General features: G+C 69.1%; 21 protein-coding genes. 4 read left to right on the top strand and 17 right to left on the bottom strand.

Annotated features, from left to right (window positions below):
- Nucleotides 1-71: 71 nt before the first annotated feature.
- Nucleotides 72-1,631, bottom strand: coding sequence for a glutamine-hydrolyzing GMP synthase (gene guaA / locus BLQ03_RS10005; RefSeq protein ID WP_090755460.1), 1,560 nt, complete (start codon nt 1,629-1,631; stop codon nt 72-74).
- Between the two features lie 59 nt (nt 1,632-1,690).
- Nucleotides 1,691-2,299, bottom strand: coding sequence for a thiamine phosphate synthase (locus tag BLQ03_RS10000; protein ID WP_090755457.1), 609 nt, complete (start codon nt 2,297-2,299; stop codon nt 1,691-1,693).
- Nucleotides 2,300-2,516: 217 nt separating this feature from the next.
- Here BLQ03_RS10000 and BLQ03_RS09995 point away from each other — a divergent pair, with 217 nt between their 5' ends.
- The 3 genes from BLQ03_RS09995 (at nt 2,517) to BLQ03_RS09985 (ending at nt 5,980) form a co-directional block, all read left to right on the top strand.
- Nucleotides 2,517-3,272, top strand: a complete 756-nt coding sequence (locus tag BLQ03_RS09995) for an RNA methyltransferase (protein WP_090755452.1) — start codon at nt 2,517-2,519, stop codon at nt 3,270-3,272.
- A gap of 75 nt (nt 3,273-3,347) precedes the next feature.
- Nucleotides 3,348-4,490, top strand: a complete 1,143-nt coding sequence (ctaA, locus tag BLQ03_RS09990; protein ID WP_090755449.1) for a heme A synthase — start codon at nt 3,348-3,350, stop codon at nt 4,488-4,490.
- Complete coding sequence (locus tag BLQ03_RS09985) at nt 4,487-5,980, top strand: carboxypeptidase M32 (protein ID WP_090755446.1); 1,494 nt, start codon at nt 4,487-4,489, stop codon at nt 5,978-5,980. The genes ctaA and BLQ03_RS09985 overlap by 4 nt, the downstream gene beginning before the upstream one ends.
- A gap of 6 nt (nt 5,981-5,986) precedes the next feature.
- Here BLQ03_RS09985 and BLQ03_RS09980 read toward each other — a convergent pair whose 3' ends face one another.
- The 3 genes from BLQ03_RS09980 to BLQ03_RS09970 form a co-directional block, all read right to left on the bottom strand.
- A complete protein-coding gene (locus tag BLQ03_RS09980) occupies nt 5,987-6,646 on the bottom strand; it encodes an SDR family NAD(P)-dependent oxidoreductase (protein WP_090755444.1) in 660 nt (219 codons plus the stop codon).
- A gap of 60 nt (nt 6,647-6,706) precedes the next feature.
- A complete protein-coding gene (locus BLQ03_RS09975) occupies nt 6,707-8,062 on the bottom strand; it encodes a glutamine synthetase family protein (protein WP_090755440.1) in 1,356 nt (451 codons plus the stop codon).
- Nucleotides 8,063-8,130: 68 nt separating this feature from the next.
- Nucleotides 8,131-8,823, bottom strand: coding sequence for a type 1 glutamine amidotransferase (locus BLQ03_RS09970; RefSeq protein ID WP_090755438.1), 693 nt, complete (start codon nt 8,821-8,823; stop codon nt 8,131-8,133).
- 169 nt (nt 8,824-8,992) lie between these two features.
- Here BLQ03_RS09970 and BLQ03_RS09965 point away from each other — a divergent pair, with 169 nt between their 5' ends.
- Entirely contained in the window at nt 8,993-10,138 is a 1,146-nt protein-coding gene (locus tag BLQ03_RS09965) for an aminotransferase class V-fold PLP-dependent enzyme (RefSeq protein WP_090755689.1), read from the top strand.
- 47 nt (nt 10,139-10,185) lie between these two features.
- On the opposite strand, the gene efeO (BLQ03_RS09960) is transcribed toward BLQ03_RS09965, so the two are convergent.
- The 12 genes from efeO (BLQ03_RS09960) to BLQ03_RS09905 form a co-directional block, all read right to left on the bottom strand.
- Entirely contained in the window at nt 10,186-10,986 is an 801-nt protein-coding gene (gene efeO / locus BLQ03_RS09960) for an iron uptake system protein EfeO (RefSeq protein ID WP_090755436.1), read from the bottom strand.
- 24 nt (nt 10,987-11,010) lie between these two features.
- The gene (locus tag BLQ03_RS09955; protein ID WP_090755434.1) at nt 11,011-12,324 is read right to left on the bottom strand and encodes a Dyp-type peroxidase; all 1,314 of its coding nucleotides are present in this window, start codon (nt 12,322-12,324) and stop codon (nt 11,011-11,013) included.
- Nucleotide 12,325: 1 nt separating this feature from the next.
- Nucleotides 12,326-13,471 carry an iron uptake system protein EfeO gene (gene efeO / locus BLQ03_RS09950; RefSeq protein WP_090755431.1) on the bottom strand — a complete coding sequence of 382 codons (1,146 nt, stop codon included), beginning with the start codon at nt 13,469-13,471 and terminating at the stop codon, nt 12,326-12,328.
- Nucleotides 13,472-13,475: 4 nt separating this feature from the next.
- A complete protein-coding gene (gene efeU / locus BLQ03_RS09945) occupies nt 13,476-14,303 on the bottom strand; it encodes an iron uptake transporter permease EfeU (RefSeq protein ID WP_090755428.1) in 828 nt (275 codons plus the stop codon).
- A gap of 164 nt (nt 14,304-14,467) precedes the next feature.
- On the bottom strand, nt 14,468-15,436 hold the full coding sequence (locus BLQ03_RS09940) for a Bug family tripartite tricarboxylate transporter substrate binding protein (protein ID WP_090755426.1): 969 nt from the start codon (nt 15,434-15,436) through the stop codon (nt 14,468-14,470).
- 72 nt (nt 15,437-15,508) lie between these two features.
- Nucleotides 15,509-17,017, bottom strand: a complete 1,509-nt coding sequence (locus tag BLQ03_RS09935; RefSeq protein WP_090755424.1) for a tripartite tricarboxylate transporter permease — start codon at nt 17,015-17,017, stop codon at nt 15,509-15,511.
- A gap of 10 nt (nt 17,018-17,027) precedes the next feature.
- On the bottom strand, nt 17,028-17,489 hold the full coding sequence (locus BLQ03_RS09930) for a tripartite tricarboxylate transporter TctB family protein (RefSeq protein WP_090755422.1): 462 nt from the start codon (nt 17,487-17,489) through the stop codon (nt 17,028-17,030).
- Between the two features lie 78 nt (nt 17,490-17,567).
- On the bottom strand, nt 17,568-18,542 hold the full coding sequence (locus tag BLQ03_RS09925) for a tripartite tricarboxylate transporter substrate-binding protein (RefSeq protein ID WP_090755419.1): 975 nt from the start codon (nt 18,540-18,542) through the stop codon (nt 17,568-17,570).
- Nucleotides 18,543-18,737: 195 nt separating this feature from the next.
- Entirely contained in the window at nt 18,738-20,096 is a 1,359-nt protein-coding gene (locus BLQ03_RS09920; RefSeq protein ID WP_090755416.1) for a sigma-54-dependent transcriptional regulator, read from the bottom strand.
- Entirely contained in the window at nt 20,093-21,967 is a 1,875-nt protein-coding gene (locus BLQ03_RS09915) for a sensor histidine kinase (RefSeq protein ID WP_245688807.1), read from the bottom strand. The genes BLQ03_RS09920 and BLQ03_RS09915 overlap by 4 nt, the downstream gene beginning before the upstream one ends.
- Before the next feature lie 112 nt (nt 21,968-22,079).
- Nucleotides 22,080-23,087, bottom strand: a complete 1,008-nt coding sequence (locus BLQ03_RS09910) for a phosphotransferase family protein (protein ID WP_090755413.1) — start codon at nt 23,085-23,087, stop codon at nt 22,080-22,082.
- On the bottom strand, nt 23,084-24,301 hold the full coding sequence (locus BLQ03_RS09905; RefSeq protein WP_090755411.1) for an acyl-CoA dehydrogenase family protein: 1,218 nt from the start codon (nt 24,299-24,301) through the stop codon (nt 23,084-23,086). Before BLQ03_RS09905 ends, BLQ03_RS09910 begins: the two co-directional genes overlap by 4 nt.
- Nucleotides 24,302-24,306: the final 5 nt, after the last annotated feature.

Below are 24,306 nucleotides of genomic sequence, written 5' to 3'. Positions count from 1 at the left end.
GTTTGCCAATCATCCGCCAAGGAATGTTGGACAGATCCCGGCCATGTCCGCTTGTCCGCGTCAGTACGCGGTCACTCCCACTCGATCGTGCCCGGCGGCTTTGACGTAATGTCGTAAGTCACCCGGTTTATGCCCTTGACCTCGTTGATGATCCGCGTGGCGGTCTCGCCCAGGAATTCGTGCGTGAAGGGATAGTAGTCCGCCGTCATCCCATCGACCGAGGTCACGGCCCGCAGCGCACAGGCGAAGTCATAGGTGCGTCCGTCGCCCATGACGCCCACGGTGCGGACCGGCAGGATCGCGACGAAGGCCTGCCAGATCTCGTCGTAAAGGCCGTGGCGGCGAATCTGGTCGATGTAGACCGCGTCGGCCTTGCGCAGGATGTCCAGCTTCTCGCGCGTGATCTCGCCGGGGCAGCGGATGGCAAGGCCGGGGCCGGGGAAGGGGTGGCGGCCGATGAAGCGGTCGGGCAGGCCGAGTTCGCGGCCGAGGGCGCGGACCTCGTCCTTGAACAGTTCGCGCAAGGGCTCGACCAGCTTGAGGCCCATCTTCTCGGGCAACCCGCCCACGTTGTGGTGCGACTTGATCGTGACCGAGGGGCCGCCGGAGAAGCTGACCGATTCGATCACGTCGGGATAAAGCGTCCCCTGCGCCAGGAACTCGGCCCCGCCGATCTCGGCCGCGTGCTTCTGGAACACGTCGATGAACAGGCGGCCGATGGTCTTGCGCTTGACCTCGGGATCGCTGACGCCCTCCAGTTCGCCCAGGAACAGCTCGGATTTGTCCGCGTGGATCAGCGGGATGTTGTAGTGGTCGCGGAACATGGTCACGACCTCTTCGGCCTCGCCCAGCCGCAGAAGGCCGTGGTCCACGAAGACGCAGGTCAGCTGGTCGCCGATCGCCTCGTGGATCAGGACGGCCGCGACCGAGGAATCCACGCCGCCCGAAAGGCCGCAGATCACCTTGGCATCGCCCACCTGCTCGCGGATGCGGCGCACGGCCTCGGCGCGATAGCCGGCCATGGTCCAGTCGCCGGTGAAACCCGCAAGGCGCAGGAAGTTCTCCAGCATGGTGCGGCCGTTCGGGGTGTGGTGCACCTCGGGGTGGAACTGCACGGCATAGAAGCGGCGCGACTCATCCGCGATCATGGCGAAGGGCGCGTTGGGCGAGGTGCCGATGACCTCGAAGCCGGGCGCCAGCGCGGTGACGCGGTCGCCGTGGCTCATCCAGACTTCCTCGCGCCCGTCAGCGAACAGGCCCGCGAAGATGCCGTCGCCGGTATGGCCCGGCGCAGGGGCGATGAAGGCGCGGCCGTATTCGGCATGGTGCCCGGCTTCGACACGGCCGCCCAGCTGCTGCATCATTGTCTGCTGGCCGTAGCAGATGCCGAAGACAGGGATACCGAGGTCGAACAGCGCCTGCGGGGCACGGGGGCTGCCCTCGCGCGTGACGCTGTCGGGGCCGCCCGACAGGATCACGGCCTGCGGCGGGTCGGCGCGCAGTTCGGCATCGGTCACCGCCTGATAGGGGCGGATTTCGCAGAACACGTTGAGCTCGCGAAGCCGACGCGCGATGAGCTGCGTGACCTGAGAGCCGAAGTCGATGATGAGCAGGCGCTGGTGCTGGGTCATGCCCGCGCTTTAGGGCGGCGCGCGGTTCTCGGCAAGACTGCGCCGCCAGGGACGCCGGGTTAAGCGCCCCACAGCGCCGACAGGGCGGCGGCGGGGTCCTCGGCCGACCAGATCTCGGGGCCGATGGCAATGAAGTCGGCGACGGTCCAGAGCTGGCGGACAAGGGCTGCGTCCAGCGCGCCCTCGGCCACGACGGGCACCTCGATCATCTCGGACCACCACTGGAAGAGGTCGAGGTCGGCAGGCTCGCCCAAGCCCAGGGCGGTCGGACCGCAGGGACCGAAGGAGACGTAGTCTGCCCCCGCCTCGCCCGCGTTCATCCCCTCGTGCCGCGAGCCGCCGCAGAAGGCGCCGACGATGGCATCCGCGCCCAGTTCCTTGCGCGCGTGCCGCACGGCGCGGGCGCCGCTGGTTAGGTGGACGCCATCGAGGCCATGGCGCAGGGCCAGCGCCACATGATCCTCGATCACCACCGCCACGTCTCGGGCGTGCGCGATGTCGCGGGCAAGGTCGGCAATGCGGCCCAGTTCCGTCTCGTCCCCCGCGCCCGGCAGGCGCAGGCAGGCAACGGGATGAGCGTCCAGCACCGCCGAAAGCCGCGGCCCGAGTTCGGACGCCGGGATCAGCGCGGGGGCGATCAGGTAAAGCTGCGGCGCGTCCTCGGTCATGGCATGATCCCTTTCGTGGCAGTGGATCGGGATACCGCAGGGACGCCGCGCGGGGAAGGGGGGCGTCGGACCGGGGCTCTGCCCCTGGCTCACTGAAAACAGCCGACCGGACTGTTTTCCGGGCGTTCGCCAGCCCGGGATATTTCCACGAAGAAGAGGAACACGTCCGCCTGCCCGCCCGCTTGCCCGTGGCGCCGCTGCGCGTTAGGGGCGGCGCATGACCGAGACCTCTGTGCTGCAACCCGTCGTCATCCTCGTGCGCCCGCAGATGGGCGAGAACATCGGGGCCGCCGCCCGCGCGATGCTGAACTTCGGCCTGACCGAGATGCGGCTGGTCGATCCGCGCGACGGCTGGCCCAACCCGCGCGCCGTGGCAATGGCCTCGGGCGCGGCGGGGCAGGTGCTGGACCGCGCCCGCGTCTTCCCGACGCTGGCCGAGGCGATGTTCGACGTCGATCACGCCTATGCCACCACCGCCCGGGGGCGCGAGTTGACCAAGCCCGTGCATACGCCCGCCACCGCAATGGCCGAGGCGCGCGGGCTGGCGGCCGAGGGGCATCGCGTCGGCCTGATCTTCGGGCCGGAACGGGCGGGGCTGGAAAACGACGACATCGCGCGGGCCAATGCCATCGTGACGGTGCCGGTGAACCCGGATTTCCCCTCGCTGAACCTCGCGCAGGCCGTGCTGCTCATGGGCTACGAATGGGGCCGCGACGCGCTGCCCGCACAGCCCGCGCCCGCCGCCAAGCGCCCGCCGGGCGAGGTGCCCGCCACGCGGCTGGAAATCGAGAAGCTCGCCGACCATTGGGAGGAGAAGCTGACCGAGGCGCGGTTCTTCTTTCCGCCCGAGAAGGCCGCGCCCATGCGGCTGACGCTGCGGAACCTGTGGTCGCGCCTGCCGCTGACCCGCGCCGACGTGCAGATCCTGCACGGGATGCTGCGGCAGCTGACCTGGAAGACCCGCGCCGATTGACCTTTGCGGGCCGGACGGCCAATGTCCGGGCCGCGTCCCGCAAGCGACTGCAAGCGAACACCGAAGGGGCCCGACATGGCCAAGCGCCCGATTTTCGAGGAGGTGTCCACCGCGACGCCTGCCGCCCGACCCGTTGTCAATCTGATCGACACCGCGCCCAAGGGGGCGCGCGGCGCGATCCGGGTCTGGCTGGTCGTCCTGTTTGTCATGGTCATGGCGATGATCGCGCTGGGCGGGGCCACGCGGCTGACCGGCTCGGGCCTGTCAATCACCGAATGGAAGCCCGTGACCGGCGCGCTACCCCCCAGCAGCCAGGCGGCATGGGAGGCGGAGTTCGCGAAATACCAGCAGATCCCGCAGTTCCGCGAGGAAAACCCGACGATGGACCTTTCCGGGTTCAAGCGCATCTACTGGTGGGAATGGAGCCACCGGCAGCTGGGCCGCGCGGTGGGCCTCGTCTGGGCCGTGGGCTTCCTGTTCTTCTGGCTGACGAAGCGCATCCCGCCGGGCTGGACGCCGCGGCTGCTGACGCTTGGCGCCCTGGGCGCACTGCAGGGCGCCATCGGCTGGTGGATGGTCGCCTCGGGGCTGGTCGAGGGGATGACCTCGGTCGCCTCCTATCGCCTTGCGACGCATCTGGGGTTGGCCTTCGCCATTCTCGGGCTGATCGCCTGGTATGTGTTCCACCTCGGCCGCCCCGAGGCGCAGCTGATACGGGCGCGCCGCGCGGGCGAGCCCAAGCTGTTCTCGATGACCACGGGCCTGATGCACCTGTCCTTCGTGCAGATCCTGATCGGCGCGCTGGTCGCGGGGATCGACGCCGGGCGGCAGTATACCGGCTGGCCGACGATGGGTGGCGAGTGGATCCCCGACGCCATCTGGGCTCCCGCGCTTGGCTGGCGCAATTTCTTCGAGAACGCGGCCACGGTGCAGTTCACGCACAGGATGGTGGCCTACCTGCTGGCGATCTTCGCCGTCGTGGTCTGGCTGCGGGCGCGCCGCTCGCCCCATCCGGTCACGCGCGGGGCCTTCACGGTGATGATCGCCGCCGTGGCCTTCCAGATCGTGCTGGGCATCGTCACCGTCATGCATGGCGCGCCCCTGCCCGAGGCGCTGGCCCACCAGATCGGCGCCGTGGCGCTGTTCGTCCTGATCATCCGGGCGCGCCACCACGCGCGCTATCCTTATGAAACCAGCGTGCGGGGGACGATCCGATGATCTCGGAAAATGCGGCCATGAACGAGCTGCTGGCTTTCCAGCGTCAGACCGAAGCCCTGTCCTCGATCGCCGAGCGGCTGTCCTGGGACCAGGAAACCGTCATGCCGCGCGGCGCGGTCGAGCAGCGGTCCGAGGAGATGGCCGCGATCGAGGCCGTCCTGCACGAGCGCCGCACCGACCCCCGCATCGGCGAATGGCTTGAACTGGCCGTCCCGCAGACGGAAAGCGAAGAGCGGATCGTCGCCCTGATCTCGCGCGACTTCGGCCGCGCGAATGCCATCCCCGCCGAGCTTGCAACCGAGATCGCGCGGCAGACGAGCCTCGGGCAGGGCATCTGGGCCGCCGCCCGCGCCAATGAGGCGCCCGAGGATTTCCTGCCGACGCTGGACCAGATCCTCGTGCTGAAGCAGGACCAGGGCCACGCGCTGGTGCGTGCGGGTTTCGGCAGCGACCCCTATGACGCGCTGCTCGAGGATTACGAGCCCGGCACCACCCAGGCAGACATCGCGGCGCTGTTCGACACCATGCGCCCCCGGCTGGTGCAACTGCGCGAGGACATCCTCGGCGCCCCCCACCAGCCCGCCGCCCTGGAAGGGCGCTTCGCGCAGGAAACCCAGATGCGTCTGGCCCGCGCCTGCGCCACGGCCTTCGGCTATGACTGGTCGCGTGGGCGGATCGACATCGCTGTCCATCCCTTTTCCAGCGGGCGCTGGCAGGACAGCCGCATCACCACGCGTGTCGTGGAAGCGGACCCGTTCAACTGCATCTACTCGACCATCCACGAGGTCGGCCATTCCAGCTACGAGTTGGGGATCGACCCCGACCACGCCTTCACGCCGCTGGGACGGGGCGTGTCCATGGGCGTCCACGAAAGCCAGAGCCGCATCTACGAAAACCAGCTGGGCCGCAGCCGCGCCTTTACCGGCTGGCTGTTCGGGCGCATGACCGACATGACGGGCGGGCTGTCCGTGCCGGATGCCGAGGCCTTCTACCGCACCGTGAACCGTGTGACACCCGGCTTCATCCGCACCGAGTCTGACGAGGTGCAGTACAACCTGCACATCATGATGCGCTTCGACCTCGAACGTGACCTCATCGCGGGGCGGCTGTCCACCGACGACCTGGAGGAAGCCTGGAACACCCGCTTCCTGCGCGACTTCGGCGTGGCGGTGGACCGGCCTTCGAATGGTGTTCTTCAGGACGTGCACTGGTCGGTCGGGCTGTTCGGATATTTCCCGACCTATGCCTTGGGCAACGTCTATGCGGGCGCCTTGAACGCGGCGCTGCGGGAGGCGGTGCCGGACCTCGACGACAGCCTTCAGAATGGGGACGCCACCCCCGCCACCGAATGGCTGCGCGAGAACCTGCAGCGCCACGGCGGCCTTTACGAGCCCCGCGACCTGGTCGAACGCGCGACCGGCGGCCCGGTCACGCCCGAGCCGCTGCTGGCCTACCTGGAAGAGAAGTTTAACGGGATCTACGGGCTGTAAGGCCCGTCAGATCGCCAGTTCGGCCAGGATGCGGTCGGCCTCGGCCCGGCAGGGGCTCAGGGTGCTGCGGTCCTCGCCGGGGAAGAAGCGGGCGCGGACGGAGGTGGGCATGGGGTTCGGCGTGGCAATGACCACGCGCGGCCCGAGCCGCTGGTTTTCCGCCTGCCAACTGCGGGCGAAGGCGATCTGCGCGGCCTTGGTGGCCCCGTAGGCGCCGAAGAACGGCTGGCCCGCGCGCGGATCGTCGAAGAACAGCGCGGTTCCGTTCCGGGCGCGCAGCAGCGGATCGAACAGCGCCGAAAGGCCGTGGGTCGCGGTGATGTTCAGCGCAACCGAGCGGTCCATGTCCTTGGGATCGACATGGGGCGCGGGCGCCAGCGGCGCCGCGTGAATCGCCGCATGGGCCCACAGGTCGCAGCCGCCCCAGCGGTCCAGCACCGCCTGGACAAGCTGGATCATCGCGGCGGGTTGCGTGACGTCCATCGGCGCCAGCGTGGCCGCGCCGCCGACCGCGCGGATGCGGTCGTCCAGCTCCTCCAGCGCGCCGGTCGTCCGGGCGACCGCGACGACGTGGTAGCCGCGCGCACCCAGGCGTTCGGCAAGGGCCGCGCCGAGGCCGCGGGAGGCGCCGGTCACGATGGCAAGTTTCTGGTCTCTGTCGCTCATGCCCAGCCCCTTGCCACCGCCTGCGCCCCGCCGCAAGCGGTGAATGGACGCAGGCCCGCCTTACACGTTCAGCAGCAGGTGCTCGCGCTCCCAAGGCGAGATCACCTGCAGGAACTCCTTGTATTCGTTGCGCTTGACAGCCTCGTAGACGGCGACGAACTCGGACCCCAGCACCTCGCGCATGGGCTGCGAGGCGACCATCTCGTCCAGCGCGTCGCCCAAGTTCGTGGGCAGCTCGTCCTCGGACATGTAGGCGTCGCCCAGGCACTCCGCGCGCGGGTTCGCCCCCTGCACCAGGCCCAGGTAGCCCGTCGCCAGCGAGGCCGCGATCCCCAGGTAGGGGTTGCAGTCCATCCCCGCCAGCCGGTTTTCCACCCGCCGACCGTCCGGTCCCGAGATCGGCACGCGCAGCCCGGTCGTGCGGTTGTCACGGCCCCATTCCAGGTTGATGGGCGCGGCGAAGTCCGGGACATAGCGGCGGTAGCTGTTGACGTAGGGCGCCAGCAGCGCCACCGCGGCGGGCAGGTGGTTCTGCATGCCGGCGATGAACTGCAGGAACTCGGGCGTCTCGCGGCCCTTCTCGTCCGAAAAGATGTTGCGGCCCGTCTGCGCGTCCACGACCGAGTGGTGGATGTGCATGGCCGATCCCGGCTCGCCCTCGATGGGCTTGGCCATGAAGGTGGCGAAACAGTCGTGGCGCAGCGCGGCCTCGCGGATCAGGCGCTTGAAGAAGAAGATCTCGTCGGCCAGCCGCACCGGGTCGCCGTGGGCAAGGTTGATTTCCACTTGGCCCGCCCCGCCTTCCTGCAGGATGCCGTCGATCTCGAATCCCTGCGCCTCGGCGAAGTCGTAGATGTCGTCGATCACCTTGCCGTATTCGTCCACCGCCGACATGGAATAGGCCTGCTTGGCGGCCGCGCGGCGACCCGAGCGACCCATCGGCGGCTGGATCGGCTGGTTCGGGTCGATGTTGCGCGCGACCAGGAAGAACTCCATCTCGGGCGCGACGATGGGGCGCCAGCCGCGTTCCGCGTAAAGCCCGACGATGTGCTTCAGGACGTTGCGCGGCGCGACCGGCACGGGGCGTCCCTGCTGGTCGAAGACGTCGTGGATCACCTGCAAGGTCACATCGGCCGTCCAGGGCGCGGCCGAAACCGTCGAGAAGTCGGGGGCCAGGATCATGTCCGGCTCGGTGAAGGCGCCGGCCGGGTTGTCGGCCCATTCCCCCGTGATCGTCTGCAGGAAGATCGAGTTCGGCAGGTAGAAGCTTTCCTGCCGCGCGAACTTGGACGCGGGCATGGCCTTGCCGCGCGCGACGCCCGCCATGTCGGGGACGATGCACTCGACCTCGTCCAGGCGGCGGCCCTCGATGTAGTTGCGGGCGGATTGCGGGATTTTCGTCAGCCAGTCTGACATGGAAACTTTCCGCCGGGGCTTCCGGCTTTCTCTGTTTCGGGCGCCGGTCGGACCGGCTGCCGCCTGGGTCAGAGAACGGCTTCGGCCGTTCCCCTGGGGTCCTTGAAGAAGGCCTCGATCCTGTCGGCCAGGGCCGAGGATTCTGCGCTGCCGCGCCGGGCGCGCGCCTGGTCCAGCAGCTCGTCCGGGACCGCGCCGCCGCGATGCTCGATCAGGCCGTCGATGAAGCCGTCGCGGAACTCGGGGTGGGGCTGCACGGTGAAGGCACGGTGGTCATAGACCAGCGCCGCGGCCTGGCAGAACTCGTTGGTGCCGGCGATGGCCGCGCCGGGGGGCAGGTCCACCACCTGATCCTGGTGCCAGGCGTTCAACACCATGGACTTGCCGCCGATCACATAGTCATGCGCGCCGACGCGCCAGCCTTCGGGATGCTTGACCACGCGCCCGCCCATGGCCTGGGCGATGATCTGGTGGCCGAAGCAGACGCCGACCATCGGCACCTCGGCGGCGAAGGCCGCGCGGATGAAGTCTTCCAGCGGGGGAATGAAGGCGTGATCCTCGTAGACGCCGTGGCGCGATCCGGTGATCAGCCAGCCGTCGGCGGCGTGGACGCTTTCGGGAAACTCCATCGCCTCGACATGGTAGCGGTCGAAGGTGAAGCCGCGGCCGGCCAGAAGCCGCTCGAACATGTCGTCGTAATCGCCGTGCTCGGCGCGCGTGACGTCGGGCGACTGGCCGCATTTCAGGATGCCGATGCGCATCGGAACTCTCGCAGGTGGTGGTGGGGCCAAGGTAGGCGCGGGGGCGGGGCGGCCGCAAGGGGGCCGGAACGCCACGCCCGTCCCCGCGTTGCCTCACACGACAGTCGTGCTGGAAGCGAACGGCGCGCTTGGCTAGGGTGCCCCTGATTGCATCAGGAAAGGGATGGCGATGACAGGACTTGGCCCAGATGGACGCAGCGCGGTCGATCCCGACGGGTTGATGGAGTTCTCGGTCGTCTTCACCGACCGCAGCCTCAACCACATGTCGAAGAAGTTCCAGGCGGTCATGCGCGACATCTCGGACATGGCCCGCGAGGTCTACGGGGCCGAGGGCGTGGCGCTGGTCCCCGGCGGCGGCACCTATGCGATGGAGTCGGTGGCCCGCCAGTTCGCCCGCGATGCCGACGCGCTGATCGTGCGCAACGGCTGGTTCAGCTTCCGCTGGACCCAGATCCACGACGCGGCGCAGTTCGAGGCGGCCGCCGAGGTGCAGCCCGCCCGCCCCGAGGGCAATGCCCCGCGTCCCGCCTATGCGCCCCCGCCGATCGAGGACGTGGTGGCCGAGATCGCCCGCGCGCGTCCCGGCGTGGTTTTCGCGCCCCATGTGGAAACCTCGGCCGGGCTGATCCTGCCAGACGACTACATCGCCGCGCTGGCACAGGCGGTGCACGAGGTCGGCGGGCTGATGGTGCTGGACTGCATCGCCTCAGGGGCGATCTGGGTGGACATGAAGGCGCTGGGCGTGGACGTCCTGATCTCGGCTCCGCAGAAGGGGTGGAGCGCCTCGCCCGCCGCCGGACTGGTGATGTTCTCGGCCCGCGGGCTGGAACGGCTGGAGCAGACGACCAGCGACAGCTTCGCGCTGGACCTGAAGAAGTGGCGCTCGATCATGAAGGCCTACGAGGACGGCGGCCACGCCTATCATGCCACCATGCCGACCGACGCCCTGGTCACGCTGCGCGACGCCATGGTGGAAACGCGCGAGATGGGGTTCGAGGCGGCGCGTGCGGCGCAGTGGGACCTCGGCCGCAGGATCCGCGCGGCGCTGGCCGAGCGCGGCTTCCGCTCGGTCGCGGCGGACGGCTTTGCCGCGCCGGGGGTGGTCGTCAGCTACACGGACGATCCCGACATCCGCAACGGCCGCAAGTTTGCGGAAAAGGGGATGCAGATCGCGGCGGGCGTGCCCCTGCAGGTGGGCGAGGGGGCGGAGTTCTCGACCTTCCGGCTGGGTCTCTTCGGCCTCGACAAGCTCAAGGACGTGGACGGCACCGTGGGACGCTTCACCCGCGTGCTGGACGAGGTGCTGGCCGGGTAAGGGTCAAGGGGAGGCGCCAGCAGCCGGGGCGCCTTCCCCCTTAGGGCTCAGTCCAGCCCGACGCGGCCCCGCAGGGTCGCCAGGTCCTCGGCCAGCGTGTTGACGGCGGCGGCCAGAACGCGGCGGTCCTCGTCCGTCAGCTTGTCGTAGGTCTGGTAGCCCTCGCCCTCGCGGTATTTCTCCAGCGTTTCGTCCACGCGGGCGAAGTTGGTGTCCACCGTGGCCAGGAAATCCTGATCCTCCACATGGGGGCGGAACAGCTCGACGATCTTCCGCGCGCCGTCGAAGTTGCCGCGGAAGTCCCACAGGTCGGTGTGACTGTAGCGGTCCTCCTCGCCCGAGATCTTGGTGGCCGCGACCTCCTCCATCAGCACGGCCGCGCCGCCGACGACGACCTGCGGCGGGAAGGTCAGCCCCTCGATCCGCCCGGCCAGATCTTCGACATCGGCCATCAGCTTGTCGGCGACGGGGGCCATCCCCTCGGTCGAGTTCTTTTCCCACAATGCGTATTCGATGCGGTGGAAGCCGGTGAAGCCCGGGTCCTGCTCGGCTCCCTCGTGGTCGTCGGCGCGGCTGTCGATCGACACGTCGAGGTCGCTGAACAGTTCGGCCACCGGCTCGATCATCTCGTAATGCAGGCGGGTGGGAGCGAACAGGGACTTGGCCTTGTCGATGTCGCCCGCTTTCACGGCCTCGGTGAAGGCGCGGGTATCGGCCACCAGTTCCTGCGTGTGCTCGGCCACATACAGCTTGTATTCGGCCATGGGCGCGACAGGGTCGAGCTGCGCGTCCTGTGCCAGCGCGGCGCCCGGCAGCAGAAGCGCGATCAGGGCAAGGGAGGTCTTCATCGTCGGTCCTTTGTTCAGCGCCGGTCAGGCGGGCGTGGGGGTCCGGCCAAGCGCGCCGATCAGTTGGCGGCCGAGGTAATCGTCGGGTGCGTCCGAGAAGCCGGGCAGGGCGAAGAAATAGCCCCCACCCACGGGCTTGATGTATTCTTCAAGCGGCTCGCCGTTCAGGCGGTTCTGGACGGCGACAAAGCCGCGCTCCAGATCGGCTTGCCAGGCGATGAACAGAAGTCCCTGGTCCAGCTGGCCCGATTTCGTGACGCCGTTGGAATAGTTGAAAGGGCGCCGCAGGATCAGGTTCCGCTCGGACCCGGGCGTGCGGGGATTGGCCATGCGGATATGGGAATCCAGCGCCGTCCTGTTTCCCTCGGGGTCGGCGGCAAAGTCGGGCACGTCCATTTCAGTGCCGTGCGGGCGGTCCAGGGGCGCGCCGCTGTCCTTGGCGCGGCCGAAGATGCGTTCCTGTTCGGCCAGAGGCGCGCGGTCCCATCGTTCGACGAAGTTGCGGATGATGCGGACGGCCATGTAGCTGCCGCCGTGGCTCCAGCCCGGTTCGGCGGGATCGTCGGGGCCGACCCAGACCACGCGCTCCATCAGGCCTGCGTCGGCGGCGTCCGGGTTGGCCGAGCCGTCGCGAAAGCCCAGGAAGTTGCGGGCGTTCTCGACCACGCCCTCGGGATGGGGCGGGATGACGGGGACGCTGCCTTCCTGCTTCCAGGCCAGCAGAAGCTGGTCGGGGATCAACTTGATGATGTCGCGCAGCGCGTGGATCGTCGCGTCCTGCGTGTTGGCGCAGATCTGCAGCGCAAGCTCGCCATGCAGGATCGAGGCGTCGGGCGCGTCGTTCGGGAACTTGGGCATCCGCACCAGTTGCGCCGGGCGATGCGGGGCCAGCCAGTCGCGCCGGTCGAACAGGTCCGCCCCCAGCGCCACGGTGATCGTCAGCGCCTGCGGCTCGATCACGGGGCCGAGCAGCCCGGAATCGGCGGGCGGCAGCCTGGGGTCGAGACGCGGCACCTCGCCGCCCCGCGTCAGGAAGACGATGCGCTCGGTCAGGCGGCGGAACAGGCGCTCCAGGTCTTGGGGGGTGTCGGCCAGCACGTGGAAGCTGGCGACCATGCCATGCGCGGGGCGGGGCGTGACGATGCCCGCCTGGTTGCGGCCGAAGGGCGGGACATGGTCGCCGGCGCGGGCCTTGTTGGCCTGCGGCGCCTCGGTCACGCGGGGGCGGGGCGTGGCCGCGTCCTGCGCCCGCGCGGCCAGCGCGAAGGGACAGGTCATGGCCGCGGCGCCCAAGGCGCCCAGCAGCCTGCGGCGGGTGTGGTCGAGAGGTCGGCTCATCTCAGGTCTCGAGTCCCAGGGCCGGGTTCAGCGCGTCCAGCGCCCCGGCCAGTGCGGTGAAGCCATGGGCCACGCGGTCGCGCGCGGCGGGCGAGGGGTCGGCGGTCATCGCGTCGATTGCCGTGCGGGTACGGTCGATCTCGGCCTGCACCCGGGCGGCAGCCTCGGGCGCGGCGGCGGTGACCAGGGGCGACAGCACCTGCGCGGCCCCCGCCAAGCCGTCCAGCGCGGCGGCGAACTCGGCCGCGTCCTGGCCGGAATACAGGTTGACGCCTTGCCGCACCTGCCCCTCGGCCAGGTGGCGGGCCAGCCGTGCCGCGTCGCCTGCGATGTCGGCGGGGGCCAGCGTGATCTCGCGCAGCCGAGTGCGCAGGGCGCCCGCGTCCTCGGCGAGGCTGCGGGCCACAGGCTCCAGCCCCTCGGTCGAACCCTGCGACCAGAGCCCGTATTCGATGCGGTGGAAGCCTGTGAAGCCCGGGTCGCCCTCGCGCCCCGCAAGCATGGCCGCCGTGGGCGACATCCGGTTGACGAGGTCGCTCGCCCGTGCCGTGGCTGTCCCCAGCCGTGCCCAGTCGGCGCGGGCCGTGGCATAGGCAGTACGCGCCGCCCCCAGGTCGCCCGCCGCGATCGCATCCGCCAGCCCCTTGGCGTCGCGTTCCAGCGCGGCGCCGGCCTGGATCAGCCGGACCTGCATTTCCGACAGCGGCCCGATGAACTCGGCCAGCGGGGGGGCGGTGCGCGCGGCCTCGGACGCGGCGGTGGCGGTCACGGTCAGCGTGCCGCGCGGGTTCGACAGCAGGCCGCAGGTGATCTGGTAGGTGCCGGGCTTCAGCCGTTCCGTCAGCGTGGCGGTGAAGCCGGGGGCGATGTTCTCGCGCTCGGCCACGACCATGACGCCGTCGAGGATCTCCCATTCCAGCGGACGAGAGGAGTCGTTGCGGATCACGAAGCTGGCCGGGCCCGCGGGCACGGTCAGCGCCATGGGCGCGCAGGCGGTTTCCGTGACGGCGACCTGCAGCGCGCCGTCCACCGGCTGGGGCGCGTTGGTGCGGGCGGCCCAGGCGAAGGCCACCAGTCCCGCCACGGCCAGCGCGCCCGCGCCGACCAGCATCGGCGTCATGCTGCGGGGGGCATGCGAGTCCGTCATCGCCTTACCCCTGCACGCGCAGCCGCGGCGCGGGGGCCGGGCGCAGGAAGAACCACAGCCCGCCGAAGGCCACCAGCGCCCAGCCCAGGCCCTCACCGACGGTGGGGCGGTCGTGATAGCCCAGAAGGCCGGACAGGATCGTGCCGGGTACCGAGGACACCGGCAGCACTCGCGTCAAGTCGTACAGCGGCTGTTGCAGGTGGTTCCACAGCCCGGCCTCGTGCAGGCTGCGCAGCGCGCTGGAAAACAGCCCCGCCGCCACAAAGACGATGAAGATGCCGGTCCAGGTGAAGAACTGCCGCAGGTCCAGCCGGACGCCCCCGCGATAGACCGCGATCCCCAAGGCGACCGACAGGGCCACCCCCAGCAGCGCGCCCAGGGGCGCCCCGAGGCCGGGGCTCTGCTGAAAGATCGCGAGCAGGAAGAAGACCGATTCCAGCCCCTCGCGCGCCACGGCAAGGAAGGCCGCCCCGACCAAGGCCCAGGCGGCGCCCTGCGGCCGGGTGAAGGCCGCGTCCACCGAGCCCTGCAGCGCGCCCCTGATGGAGCGGGCCGAGTTCCGCATCCAGGTCACCATGCCCAGCAGCACGCCCACGGCGACCAGCGCCACGGCGGCCTCGAAGGCTTCCTGCGTCTTCTGGGGAAAGCCCGCCTGCAGGACCTGCAGGCCCGCGCCCACGAACAGCGACAGCGCCACGGCCAGCAGGACGCCGGTCCAGACGGCGGGCATCCAGGCGCCGCGTCCCGTGCGCTGAAGATAGGTGGCGATGATGCCGACGATCAGCGCCGCCTCCATCCCTTCGCGCAGCATGATGAGAAACGGAGCAAGCACGGCGACCTCGACTCTGGGAGGACTACGCGAGCTTCGGTAATTTATCCGAGAGAACCAGTCAACTTCTAAGAAGATGCGGTCCCGCGCCCTTCCGCCGCGGCGGAAGGGCACATGAAAACGCCGGGGCCGCGATGGCCCCGGCGCTGTGCAGGGATGGGCCGGGATCAGTCGAGGCTGACGTTGGCCTCGACCACGACCGGTTCCCACTTGGTCATCTCGGCCTTGACGTGCTCGGCCAGTTCCTCGGGACCCGAGGCCACGATCTCGGCCGAGAACTCGGCCATGCGCGCGACCACGGCCGGGTCGGCCATCGCGGTCTTGGCGGCGCTGGCCAGGGTTTCGACCACCTCGGGCGGGGTACCGGCCGGGGCAAAGAGCGCGTTCCAGCTGTAGGTTTCGTAGCCCGGCAGCGTTTCCGCAATGGCGGGAACGTCCGGGAAGGAGGGCGCGCGCTCGGCCGTCGTCACGCCCAGCGCCTTGAGCTTGCCGCTGGAAATGTGGCTGGACGCCGAGGGCAGGTTGTCAAAGATCACCGGCACCTGGTTGCCCAGCACGTCCGTCAGCGCGGGGCCCGAGCCCTTGTAGGGGATATGGGTGATGTCCACGCCGGCCATGGTCTTGAACAGCTCGCCCGACAGGTGCAGCGGCGTGCCGTTGCCCGACGAGGCATAGGCCAGCGGCTCTTTCTTCGCGAGGTCGATCAGTTCCTGCACGGTGTTGACCGGCAGCGCGGGGTTCACGGCCAGCACGTTCGGCACCAGCACCAGCAGCGACACGGGCGCGAAGTCCGCGACCGGGTCGTAGGGCTTCTGCTTGAGGATCAGCGGGTTCAGCGCGTGGGTGGCCACGGTCCCCATCAGGATGGTGTAGCCGTCGGCATCCGCCTTGGCGACCTGCTGGGCGCCCAGCGAGCCGCCCGCTCCGCCGACGTTCTGCACGACGATCTGCTGGCCGAGTTCCTGGCTCATGCGGTCGGCGACGATGCGGCCCACCACGTCGGTCGAGCCGCCCGCGGCAAAGGGGATCACCAGCGTGATCGCGCGGTCGGGGAAGTCTTGCGCCGCGGCGGCGCCCGCCAGCCCGAAGGCCAAGGCCGTGCCCATCAGGGCGCGGCGGGTCAGGGTCAGGATCATGTCATTCTCCCGTTGGAACTTGCAGGGGTATGCGAAAGCCGGGGCGCAGGGCTGCGCGCCCCGGACCAGGGATCAGCCTTCGCTTTCGGTGAAGACCTCGTCGCGCTGCTTGCGGATCTGCGGCAGGAAGACCAGCACCAGCACGATCAGCGACACGACCAGAAGCCCGGCGCTGATGGGACGGGTCACGAAGGTCGTGGGGTCGCCGCGCGACAGGATCATGGCGCGGCGCAGGTTTTCTTCCAGCAGCGGGCCAAGGACGAAACCCAGCAGCAGGGGCGCCGGCTCGAACCGCAGCTTGGACATGATGTAGCCGAGCAGGCCGAAGAAGGCGACGGCGAACAGGTCGTAGGGGTTGCCGTTGACCGAATAGACCCCGATCGCGGACATCGCCATGATGATCGGGAACAGCACGTAATAGGGCACGGTCAGCAGCTTCACCCACAGCCCGATCAGCGGCAGGTTCAGCACCACCAGCATCAGGTTGCCGATCCACATCGAGGCGATGATGCCCCAGAAGAGCTGCGGCTGGTCGGTGACGACGCTGGGGCCGGGGACGATGCCCTGGATGATCATCGCGCCGATCATCAGAGCCATCACCGGGTTGGCCGGGATGCCGAGGGTCAGCAGCGGGATGAACGAGGTCTGCGCGCCCGCGTTGTTGGCGCTTTCTGGACCGGCGACGCCGGCCAGCGCGCCCTTCCCGAATTCCTCGGGCGTCTTCGACAGCTTCTTTTCCATCGTGTAGGAGGCGAAGGACGCCAGGATCGCGCCGCCGCCCGGCAGGATGCCCAGAACCGAGCCGATGCCCGTGCCGCGCAGGATCGGGCCGGCCATCTCGCGGAATTCTTGACGCGAGGGGAACAGGCGGTTGATGTTGCGGGTCATCACCTCGCGTTCATGCTCGTCCTCGAGGTTGCGCAGGATCTCGGCGAAGCCGAAGACGCCGATGGCCACCGCGACGAAGTTCAGGCCGTCCGCGAACTGGGTGATCCCCATCGTGAAGCGGGGGGTGCCGGTGTAGATGTCGGTGCCGACGATCCCCAGGAGAAGCCCCAGCACAACCATCGCCAGCGCCTTGAGGACCGAGCCATGCGCCAGCGCCACCGACATGACGAGACCCAGCACCATCAGGCTGAAATACTCGGCCGCACCGAACTGCAGGGCGACGGCGGTCAGCGGCGGGGCAAACAGCGCGACGAGGAAGGTTGCCACGCTGCCCGCGAAGAAGGACCCGATCGCGGCGGTGGCCAGTGCCGTCCCCGCGCGGCCCTTGCGGGCCATCTGGTAGCCGTCGATGGCGGTGACGGCCGACGAGCTTTCGCCCGGCATGTTGATCAGGATGGCGGTGGTCGAGCCGCCGTATTGCGCACCGTAGTAGATGCCCGCCAGCATGATCAGCGAGCTGACCGGTTCCAGCTGGAAGGTGATCGGCAGCAGCATGGCGATGGTCGCCGTGGCGCCGATGCCAGGCAGGACGCCGATCAGCGTGCCGAGGATGACGCCGATCAGGCAGAAGCCCAGGTTCGCGATCGACGAGGCGACCGAGAAGCCCATGGCGAGGTTGGAGAGAAGATCCATTGGCAGGCCCTCAGAACGGAAGCCAGGGACCGAAGCGCCGGAAGGGCAGCCCCAGGCCATAGCTGAAGATCAGCGTGGACATCACCGTGACCGCCACCGCCAGAACCAGCGCATACATCGGCCGCATCTTCACCGAGGCCTGCGAGGCGATCAGCGTGGTGAAGAACAGCGCCGGAACGAAGCCCAGGCCGCGCACAGTCAGGCCGAAGAAGATCGGCGCGGGCAGGATGAACAGGATGCCCCGCCAGGCGATGGGGGTGCCCGGCTCGCCCTCGCGGCCGAAGGACTTGATGGTGACCAGCAGTCCCAGGATGAACAGCAGCCCCGACAGGATCATCGGGAAATAGCCCGGCCCCATGCGCAGCGACGTGCCGATTTCCAGTCCGATCGTCTGCCAGCCGAAAAAGGCCGCGGCGGCCATCAGGCCGATGCCGGCGATCAGGTCGGTGTCGTCTTTTTGTCGTGTGGACACGCGTTTCCCTCCGGTCTCTTGGATTGAGCACGCCGCCCCGACGAAGGGCGGCGGGCGTTTCAGGTCAGGCGGTGCGGATCAGTCCGCGTAAACCCCGGCAGCCTCGATGATCGGCTTCCAGCGGGCGATTTCCGATTCCAGCTTGGTCTTCAGCGCCTCGGGCGTGACCTTGTCCGCGGCGACGGGGGTCGAGCCGAGCTCGGCCAGCTGCTTGATCACGCCTTCATCCGCCAGCGCGACCTGCATCGCCTTGGCCAGACGCTCGTTGATCTCGGCCGGCGTCCCCTTGGGGGTATAGACGCCATGCCAGACGGACAGCTCCATGTCCGGCAGGCCGCTTTCGACGGCGGTCGGCAGGTCGGGGAACAGGTCCAGACGCTCGGGCGTGGTCACGGCATAGGCCTTGATCGTGCCGGCCTGCACCTGCTGGGTGGTGTTGGTGGTCTGGTCGCAGAGGATGTCCACCTGCCCGCCCAGAAGATCGGTCATCGCCGGACCCGTGCCCTTGTAGGGAACGGTGGTCAGCTGCGCGTCCAGCGAGTGCATCAGCAGCATCCCGCAAAGCTGGCTGACCGCGCCGATCCCGGCATTGGCCAGGGTCAGGTTCCCGGCATTGGCCTTCACATAGTCGATGAAGCCCGCCATGTCGGTGGGCTCGAAGTCCTTGCGCGCCGTGATCATCATCGGCACGTCCACGACCTCGCCCACATAGTCGAAGTCGTTCAGCGGGTCGTAGGGCAGGGTGCGGTACAGCGTGGCCGAGGTCGCCATGCCCATGTGGTGCAGCAGCATGGTATAGCCGTCGGGCTCGGCCTTGGCGACGCGGTCCGCGCCCAGGGTGCCGCCGGCGCCGGTCACGTTTTCCACGATGATCTGCTGGCCCAGGTCGGCCGACATGCGCTCGGCCAGAAGCCGCGCCACGGTGTCGGTGGGGCCGCCCGCCGAGAAGGGGATGACCATCGTCATCGTGCGTGCGGGATAATCCTGCGCGAAACCGGGCGCAGCCATGATCGTGACGGCGCAAAGCGCGCCGAACAGTTTGGAAACAGACATCTATCCTCCCAGATGCGACGAGAGCGGCGTCTTCTCCATAGCGCCGCGCCTGCCGGAAACATTCGCGCAGGCGAGGCCTTGCGAGCAAGCAAATCCGCCGGACTGCCCGAGTTTATGGCAGCGCGAGGACAAGGATGGGTGGAGATGGGGACATGGTGCCCGCGACGATGGGTGGAAATCCACCCATCGCCGGGATCAGGCGTCGTGGTCCTCGGCCGCCTCGACAATCAGGCGGCGATCCAGGCCATATTTCTGCATCTTCTCGTAAAGCGTCTTCCGAGAGATCCCGAGGGATTCGTAGACCGCCCGCAGCCGCCCCCCATGCGCGGCAATGGCGCCCGCGATCAGGCTGCGTTCAAAAGCCGCCACGCGGTCGGGCAGGCGGCCGGTTTCGGTGCCGTCGGGGTCCGTGTCGGGATCGGTATCCTCAAGCCCAAGGACGGTCCGTTCGGCCAGATTGCGCAGCTCGCGCACGTTGCCGGGCCAGTCGCGGGCGGCAAGACCGGCCAGGAAGGCGGGCGGAACCTCGCGTTCGGGCAGGCTGTGGCGGGCGGCCGCCTCCCGCATCAGCTGCAGGAACAGCAGGGGGATATCCTCACGGCGGGCGGACAGGGGCGGCACGCGCAGGACGGCGACATTGAGGCGCCAGAACAGGTCCTCGCGGAACTGCCCGCTTGCGACCAGTTCGGCCAGGTCCACCTTGCTCGTGGCGATGAAGCGCACGTCCAGCGGCACCGGATCGTTCGACCCAAGCCGCGTGATGACACGTTCCTGCAGCACGCGCAGCAGCTTGGCCTGCAGGTCCGGCGGCATCGAGCCGATCTCGTCCAGCAGCACCGTGCCGCCGCGGGCATGTTCGAACTTGCCATAGCGGGGGCGCAGCGCGCCGGGGAATGCGCCCGCCTCGTGGCCGAACAACTCGCTTTCGATCAGCGCCTGGGGCAGGGCCGCGCAGTTGATGGCGATGAAGGGCAGGAGTGCGCGGGCCGAGATGTCGTGCAGGGTCCGCGCCACGACCTCTTTTCCGGCACCCGTGGGGCCGATGATCAACGCGTCGGCATCGGACGCGCCGATCGCGCGCAGGCGATAGCGCAGGTCCACCATGACCTGCGTGCGGCCGGGCAGGCGGGCCTCGACATCGTCGCGCTTGCCCGCCACCGCGCGCAACTGGCGGTTTTCCAGCACCAGCGCACGGTGGTCGATGGCGCGGCGGATGACCGTCGCCAGCTCCTGCATGACAAAGGGCTTTTCGATGAAGTCATAGGCGCCCTTGCGGATCGCCTCGACCGCCAGCGGCACCTCGGCATGGCCGGTGACAAGGATCACGGGGATCTCGGGATCGACCTCGTGCAGCCGGTCCAGCAGCGTCATGCCGTCCATGCCGGGCATGCGGATGTCGCTGACCACGACGCCCGCAAAGCCGGGCCCTGCCAATGCCAGCGCCTCCTCGCCACCTGTCAGGGCCTCGACCTGGAAGCCCGCGAGCCGCAGGGCCTGTGCCGTCGAATGGCGCATCTGCGCGTCGTCATCCACGAACAGCACGCGCGCGGTCATGTGGCCCCCTCAATGGGCAGGCGGACGCAGAACTCGGCGCCGGGGGCGGCGTCGCGGCAGGCGATGGTGCCGCCGAAGTCGCGCACGATGTTGGCCGAGATCGACAGGCCGAGGCCCAAACCCGCGCCCATGCCCTTTGTGGTGAAGAAGGGATCGAAGATGCGGTCGGCGATGGCAGGCGGAACACCCGGTCCCCGGTCGCGCAGGCGGAGGACGACCCGGTCGCCCTCGGACCGCACCGACAGGGTGATGCGGCGGTCGGCCGCGGCTTCGGCCGCGTCGGCGGCGTTGGTGATCAGGTTCACAAGCACCTGCTGCAGCCGCGTGGGGTTGGCCCTCAGCGGCGGCAGGCCGGGGGGCAGGTCCAGTTCCAGCACCGCGCCGCTGCTGGCGAGGCGGGCCGCGACGATGGTCTGGGTCTCGGGCATCAGCGCGGCCAGATCGACCGCTCCCAGCTGGTCCTCGGGCTGGCGGGCGGCATTCCGCAGGTGCTTGCCGATCGCCGCCATGCGGTCCACCAAGGCCAGGATCGCCTGGATGTTCTCGCGCGCTTCGGCGTAGTCGCCGCGCTCGATCAGGATCGCGGCGCTGTCGGCATAGTTGCGCGCAGCGGCCAGCGGCTGGTTGATCTCGTGCGACAGCGAGGCCGACATCTGTCCCAGCGCTGCCAGCTTGCCGACCTGCACGAGGCTGTCCTGCGCCGCCCTCAGCTCCGCCTCGGTCGCGCGGCGTTCGGCCACCTCCTGCCCGAGCTGGCGGTTCAGCAGCGCAAGCTCGGCGGTGCGTTCCTGCACCCTGCGTTCCAGTTCGGCATTGGCCTGCTGCTGCATGGCGATGCGCTCGGCCGCGCGGGCGCGGCGCTGCAGCAGGATCAGCGCGCCAAGCGCACTCGCGCCCAGAAGCAGCATGACCGTGAAGACTGCCAGCCGCGCCTCGGCCCGCAGGGCGGCGCTGTCCAGAAGGACATGCACGGTCCAGCCCGCGCGGGGCATCTGCTGGGCGGCCGCAAGATAGTCCTGCGCCTTGCCGTCGGTCGTGATCCGCAGCAGGACCCGGCCATGGTCGTTGCGCCGTTCCACCGGCAGGTCGGCCAATGGCGCGTCGGCATAGCGGCGCGTGGCCAGCGTGCGGTCCACCCGCTGCGGGGTCGGCGCCTCGAAGCTGGCGTAAAGCCAACGGGGTTCCGAGGACAGGAAGACGCGTCCCTCGGGGTCGGTGACAAAGGTGCGGAAGTCGCCGCCGCGCCAGGATTGCTCGATCCGGTCCACCCCCACCTTGACCGCGATCACGCCCGCGATGCGCCCGGCGAAGTCGAAGACGGGGGCCGAGAAGAAATAGCCCCGGATGCCCGAGGCCGTGCCGATCCCGTAGAAGCGGCCCGCGCCGCCCTGCATCGCCTCGGTGAAATAAGGGCGATAGCTGAAGTTGCGCCCGACGAAGCTGTTCGAGCCATCGAGGTGGTTCGAGGCCGCGATCGTTTCCCCGTCCGGCTGGATCAGGTAGATGTCCGCCGCCCGCAGCGCCGCGTTCTCAGTCGCGAGCCACACGCTTGTCGCCTGCCGCAGTTCGGCGCTCCCTGGATGCGAGACGAGCCGCCGCACCAACTCCAGTTCGGCCAGCAGTTGCGGGACGACCTCATACCGGGCGAGATCGGCCTCAAGCCCGTTGGCGGTCAGCCGCAGCGCCGCCTCGGCGCGCGCCTGCCCGGCGGACAGGTAGTGCCGCACGGCGATGCGGTCGGCCGCCCAGAGCGCCAGCCCCAGCAGGGGCAGCAGCGCAAGCAGCAGCCACTGCCGTTTCCGCAGCCCTGGCCCAGACGGCGCCCGGGCCGGCATGGCGACAAGAGGAGAGGGGGCGATCTCGGCGGACAACGGCGATCCCTGGCGTCAGCGTCGGGGCAATCTGCCAGTTGGCGCCGGGCAATTCAACTTTCGCGCCAGCCCGCAGGTTGCTGACGCGGCGGCCTTGCGGGGGGTTAGGCGGTTACCCCGGCGGCCTTTCTCCCAGCACCTCCCACGCCCTTTGTGCGAAGCGGTTTGCGAGGGGGGCGTAGCGGGCGGCGTCGGGGTCGGCGGCGGTGCCTTGGGCGGCGCGGTCGGCGATGCCCACGAAGATCACGGCAAAGCGGAACAGCGCGAAGGCGATGTGGAAGGGACGGGGCGGGGGGACCTCGGGGTAGGTCTCGCGGTAGGCGGCGAAGAACTCGGCCTCGGTGGGGATGCCCTCGGTTTCCGCGCCGAGGATGCCGCCGTATTCGTCCGGGCTGGTGTGGAAGGGCATGGCGGCGAAGCCGAGGTCCGCGAGCGGATGGCCGATGGTGGACAGCTCCCAGTCGAGGACTGCGATCACCCGCGGCTCGGTCGGGTGGATCAGCATGTTGCCCAAGCGGAAGTCGCCATGCGCGATCGAGGACAGACCGTCGTCGGGGGGCTGCAGCGCGGCCAGCCGCTCGGACAGCGCAAGCAGCAGCTTGTCACCCGCAAAGCTCGACGCCTTGAGCTGGCTGGTCCAGCGGTGGATCTGACGGGCGAAGTAGTCGCCGGGGCGGCCGAAGTCCGACAGGCCGATCTCGTCCGGGCGCACCCCGTGCATCCGGGCGAGCGTCTGGACCATCGACAGGTAGATCCCGCGCCGATCGGGCGGGGAGAGGTCGGGCAGGCGGCAGTCGGAGAAGACACGTCCCTCGACGAAGTCCATCAGGTAGAAGGGCGTGCCCAGCAGCGCGGGGTCCTGGTGGAACAGCAACGCGCGGGGCACCGGGACATCTGTATCCTGCAAGGCCTGCATCACCCGGAACTCGCGGTCGATGGCATGGGCGCCCTTGAGGATCTCGCCCGCGGGCTGCTTGCGCAGGACCATGCGGCGGGTGCCGTGATCGACGATGAAGGTCGGGTTCGACTGCCCGCCGCCGATGCGCGTCAGCCGCGTCTCGCCGGGACCGAAATGTTCCGCCAGGAAGGGGTTGAGACCTTCGGGCGTGACCTCGTTCATGCCTGTTCTCCCTCGACCGGCCAGGACCAGAACCCCCGCCCCTCGGCATCGAGGTTGCGGCTCAGCACCATCTTGTGGACCTCGTCGGCGCCGTCGACCAGCCGGGCCTGGCGGGCATAGCGGTAGATCCATTCCAGCGGCGTGTCCTTGGAATAGCCGCGCGCGCCGTTGATCTGGATCGCGGTATCGGCGGCCTTGTGCAGCAAGTTGGCGACATGGACCTTGGCCATGGACACCTCCTTGCGGGCATAGCTGCCCTGGTCCAGCGCCCAGGCGGCCTTCATCACCAGCAGGCGTCCCACCTCGATCTGCATGGCGAGGTCGCCCAGCATGATCTGGATGCTCTCGCGCTTGGACAGCCGCTCGCCGAAGGCGAAGCGTTCGTGGGCGTAGGTGGTGGCGATCTCGACGCAGCGCTTGGACAGGCCCAGCCACCTCATGCAATGCGTCAGCCGCGCGGGCCCCAGCCGCATCTGAGTCAGCTTCAGCCCGTCGCCTTCGTTCAGCAGCAGGTCCGAGGCCGGGATCTCCATGTCCTCGAAGACCAGCTCGCAATGGCCGCCATGTTCCTCGGGACCCATGATGGGGATGCGCCGCTCAATCCGCCAGCCCGGCGTGTCGCGGTCGAAGAGAAAGGCGCTGAGCCCCTTGCGCGGGTCATCCGAGGTCCGTGCGATCAGGATGAAATGCTGCGCGTCCTCGGCCCCGGTGATGAACCACTTGCGGCCGCGGATGCGGTAACTGTCGCCATGCCGCGTCGCCGTGGTCAGCATCATGCCGCCGGGGTCCGAGCCAGAGCCGGGATGGGGTTCGGTCATCACGAAAGCCGACCGGACGCGGCCTTCCACGATGGGTTTGAGCCAGCGGTCCTTCTGCTCGGGCGTGCCCGCCTTCTCCAGCACCATCATGTTGCCGTCATCCGGCGCGGCCGAGTTGAACACGACAGGCCCGAAGAGCGAGCGGTTCATCTCCTCGTAGCAGACCGCCATGCCCATGCGGCCAAGTTCCTGCCCGCCGGTCTCCTTCTTCAGCTGCAGGCACCACAGCCCCTCGGCGCGCGCCTTGTCCCGCATCACCTCGAGGACATCGAGGCGGATGTTCTCGTGCGCGTCGAAGTTCGCGCGGTCTTCCTCGAGAGGCAGCAGCTCGTCCTCGACAAAGCGGGCGATGCGGCGGCGGAAATCCTCGATGCGCGGGGAAATGGTGAAAGCCATCGGAA

The organism is Paracoccus chinensis (genome assembly GCF_900102885.1).
In the GTDB taxonomy this organism is placed as follows: Bacteria; Pseudomonadota; Alphaproteobacteria; order Rhodobacterales; family Rhodobacteraceae; genus Paracoccus; species Paracoccus chinensis.
The sequence above is the reverse complement of the archived record's forward strand: the minus strand, read 5'-3'. Positions and strand labels throughout refer to the sequence as shown.

Excerpts from the sequence above, each read along its gene's own strand:
- guaA (WP_090755460.1), bottom strand. The coding sequence starts at position 1,631 with ATGACCCAGCACCAGCGCCTGCTCATCATCGACTTCGGCTCTCAGGTC.
- BLQ03_RS10000 (WP_090755457.1), bottom strand. The coding sequence starts at position 2,299 with ATGACCGAGGACGCGCCGCAGCTTTACCTGATCGCCCCCGCGCTGATC.
- BLQ03_RS09995 (WP_090755452.1), top strand. The coding sequence starts at position 2,517 with ATGACCGAGACCTCTGTGCTGCAACCCGTCGTCATCCTCGTGCGCCCG.
- ctaA (WP_090755449.1), top strand. The coding sequence starts at position 3,348 with ATGGCCAAGCGCCCGATTTTCGAGGAGGTGTCCACCGCGACGCCTGCC.
- BLQ03_RS09985 (WP_090755446.1), top strand. The coding sequence starts at position 4,487 with ATGATCTCGGAAAATGCGGCCATGAACGAGCTGCTGGCTTTCCAGCGT.
- BLQ03_RS09980 (WP_090755444.1), bottom strand. The coding sequence starts at position 6,646 with ATGAGCGACAGAGACCAGAAACTTGCCATCGTGACCGGCGCCTCCCGC.
- BLQ03_RS09975 (WP_090755440.1), bottom strand. The coding sequence starts at position 8,062 with ATGTCAGACTGGCTGACGAAAATCCCGCAATCCGCCCGCAACTACATC.
- BLQ03_RS09970 (WP_090755438.1), bottom strand. The coding sequence starts at position 8,823 with ATGCGCATCGGCATCCTGAAATGCGGCCAGTCGCCCGACGTCACGCGC.
- BLQ03_RS09965 (WP_090755689.1), top strand. The coding sequence starts at position 8,993 with ATGACAGGACTTGGCCCAGATGGACGCAGCGCGGTCGATCCCGACGGG.
- efeO (WP_090755436.1), bottom strand. The coding sequence starts at position 10,986 with ATGAAGACCTCCCTTGCCCTGATCGCGCTTCTGCTGCCGGGCGCCGCG.
- BLQ03_RS09955 (WP_090755434.1), bottom strand. The coding sequence starts at position 12,324 with ATGAGCCGACCTCTCGACCACACCCGCCGCAGGCTGCTGGGCGCCTTG.
- efeO (WP_090755431.1), bottom strand. The coding sequence starts at position 13,471 with ATGACGGACTCGCATGCCCCCCGCAGCATGACGCCGATGCTGGTCGGC.
- BLQ03_RS09940 (WP_090755426.1), bottom strand. The coding sequence starts at position 15,436 with ATGATCCTGACCCTGACCCGCCGCGCCCTGATGGGCACGGCCTTGGCC.
- BLQ03_RS09935 (WP_090755424.1), bottom strand. The coding sequence starts at position 17,017 with ATGGATCTTCTCTCCAACCTCGCCATGGGCTTCTCGGTCGCCTCGTCG.
- BLQ03_RS09925 (WP_090755419.1), bottom strand. The coding sequence starts at position 18,542 with ATGTCTGTTTCCAAACTGTTCGGCGCGCTTTGCGCCGTCACGATCATG.
- BLQ03_RS09920 (WP_090755416.1), bottom strand. The coding sequence starts at position 20,096 with ATGACCGCGCGCGTGCTGTTCGTGGATGACGACGCGCAGATGCGCCAT.
- BLQ03_RS09910 (WP_090755413.1), bottom strand. The coding sequence starts at position 23,087 with ATGAACGAGGTCACGCCCGAAGGTCTCAACCCCTTCCTGGCGGAACAT.
- BLQ03_RS09905 (WP_090755411.1), bottom strand. The coding sequence starts at position 24,301 with ATGGCTTTCACCATTTCCCCGCGCATCGAGGATTTCCGCCGCCGCATC.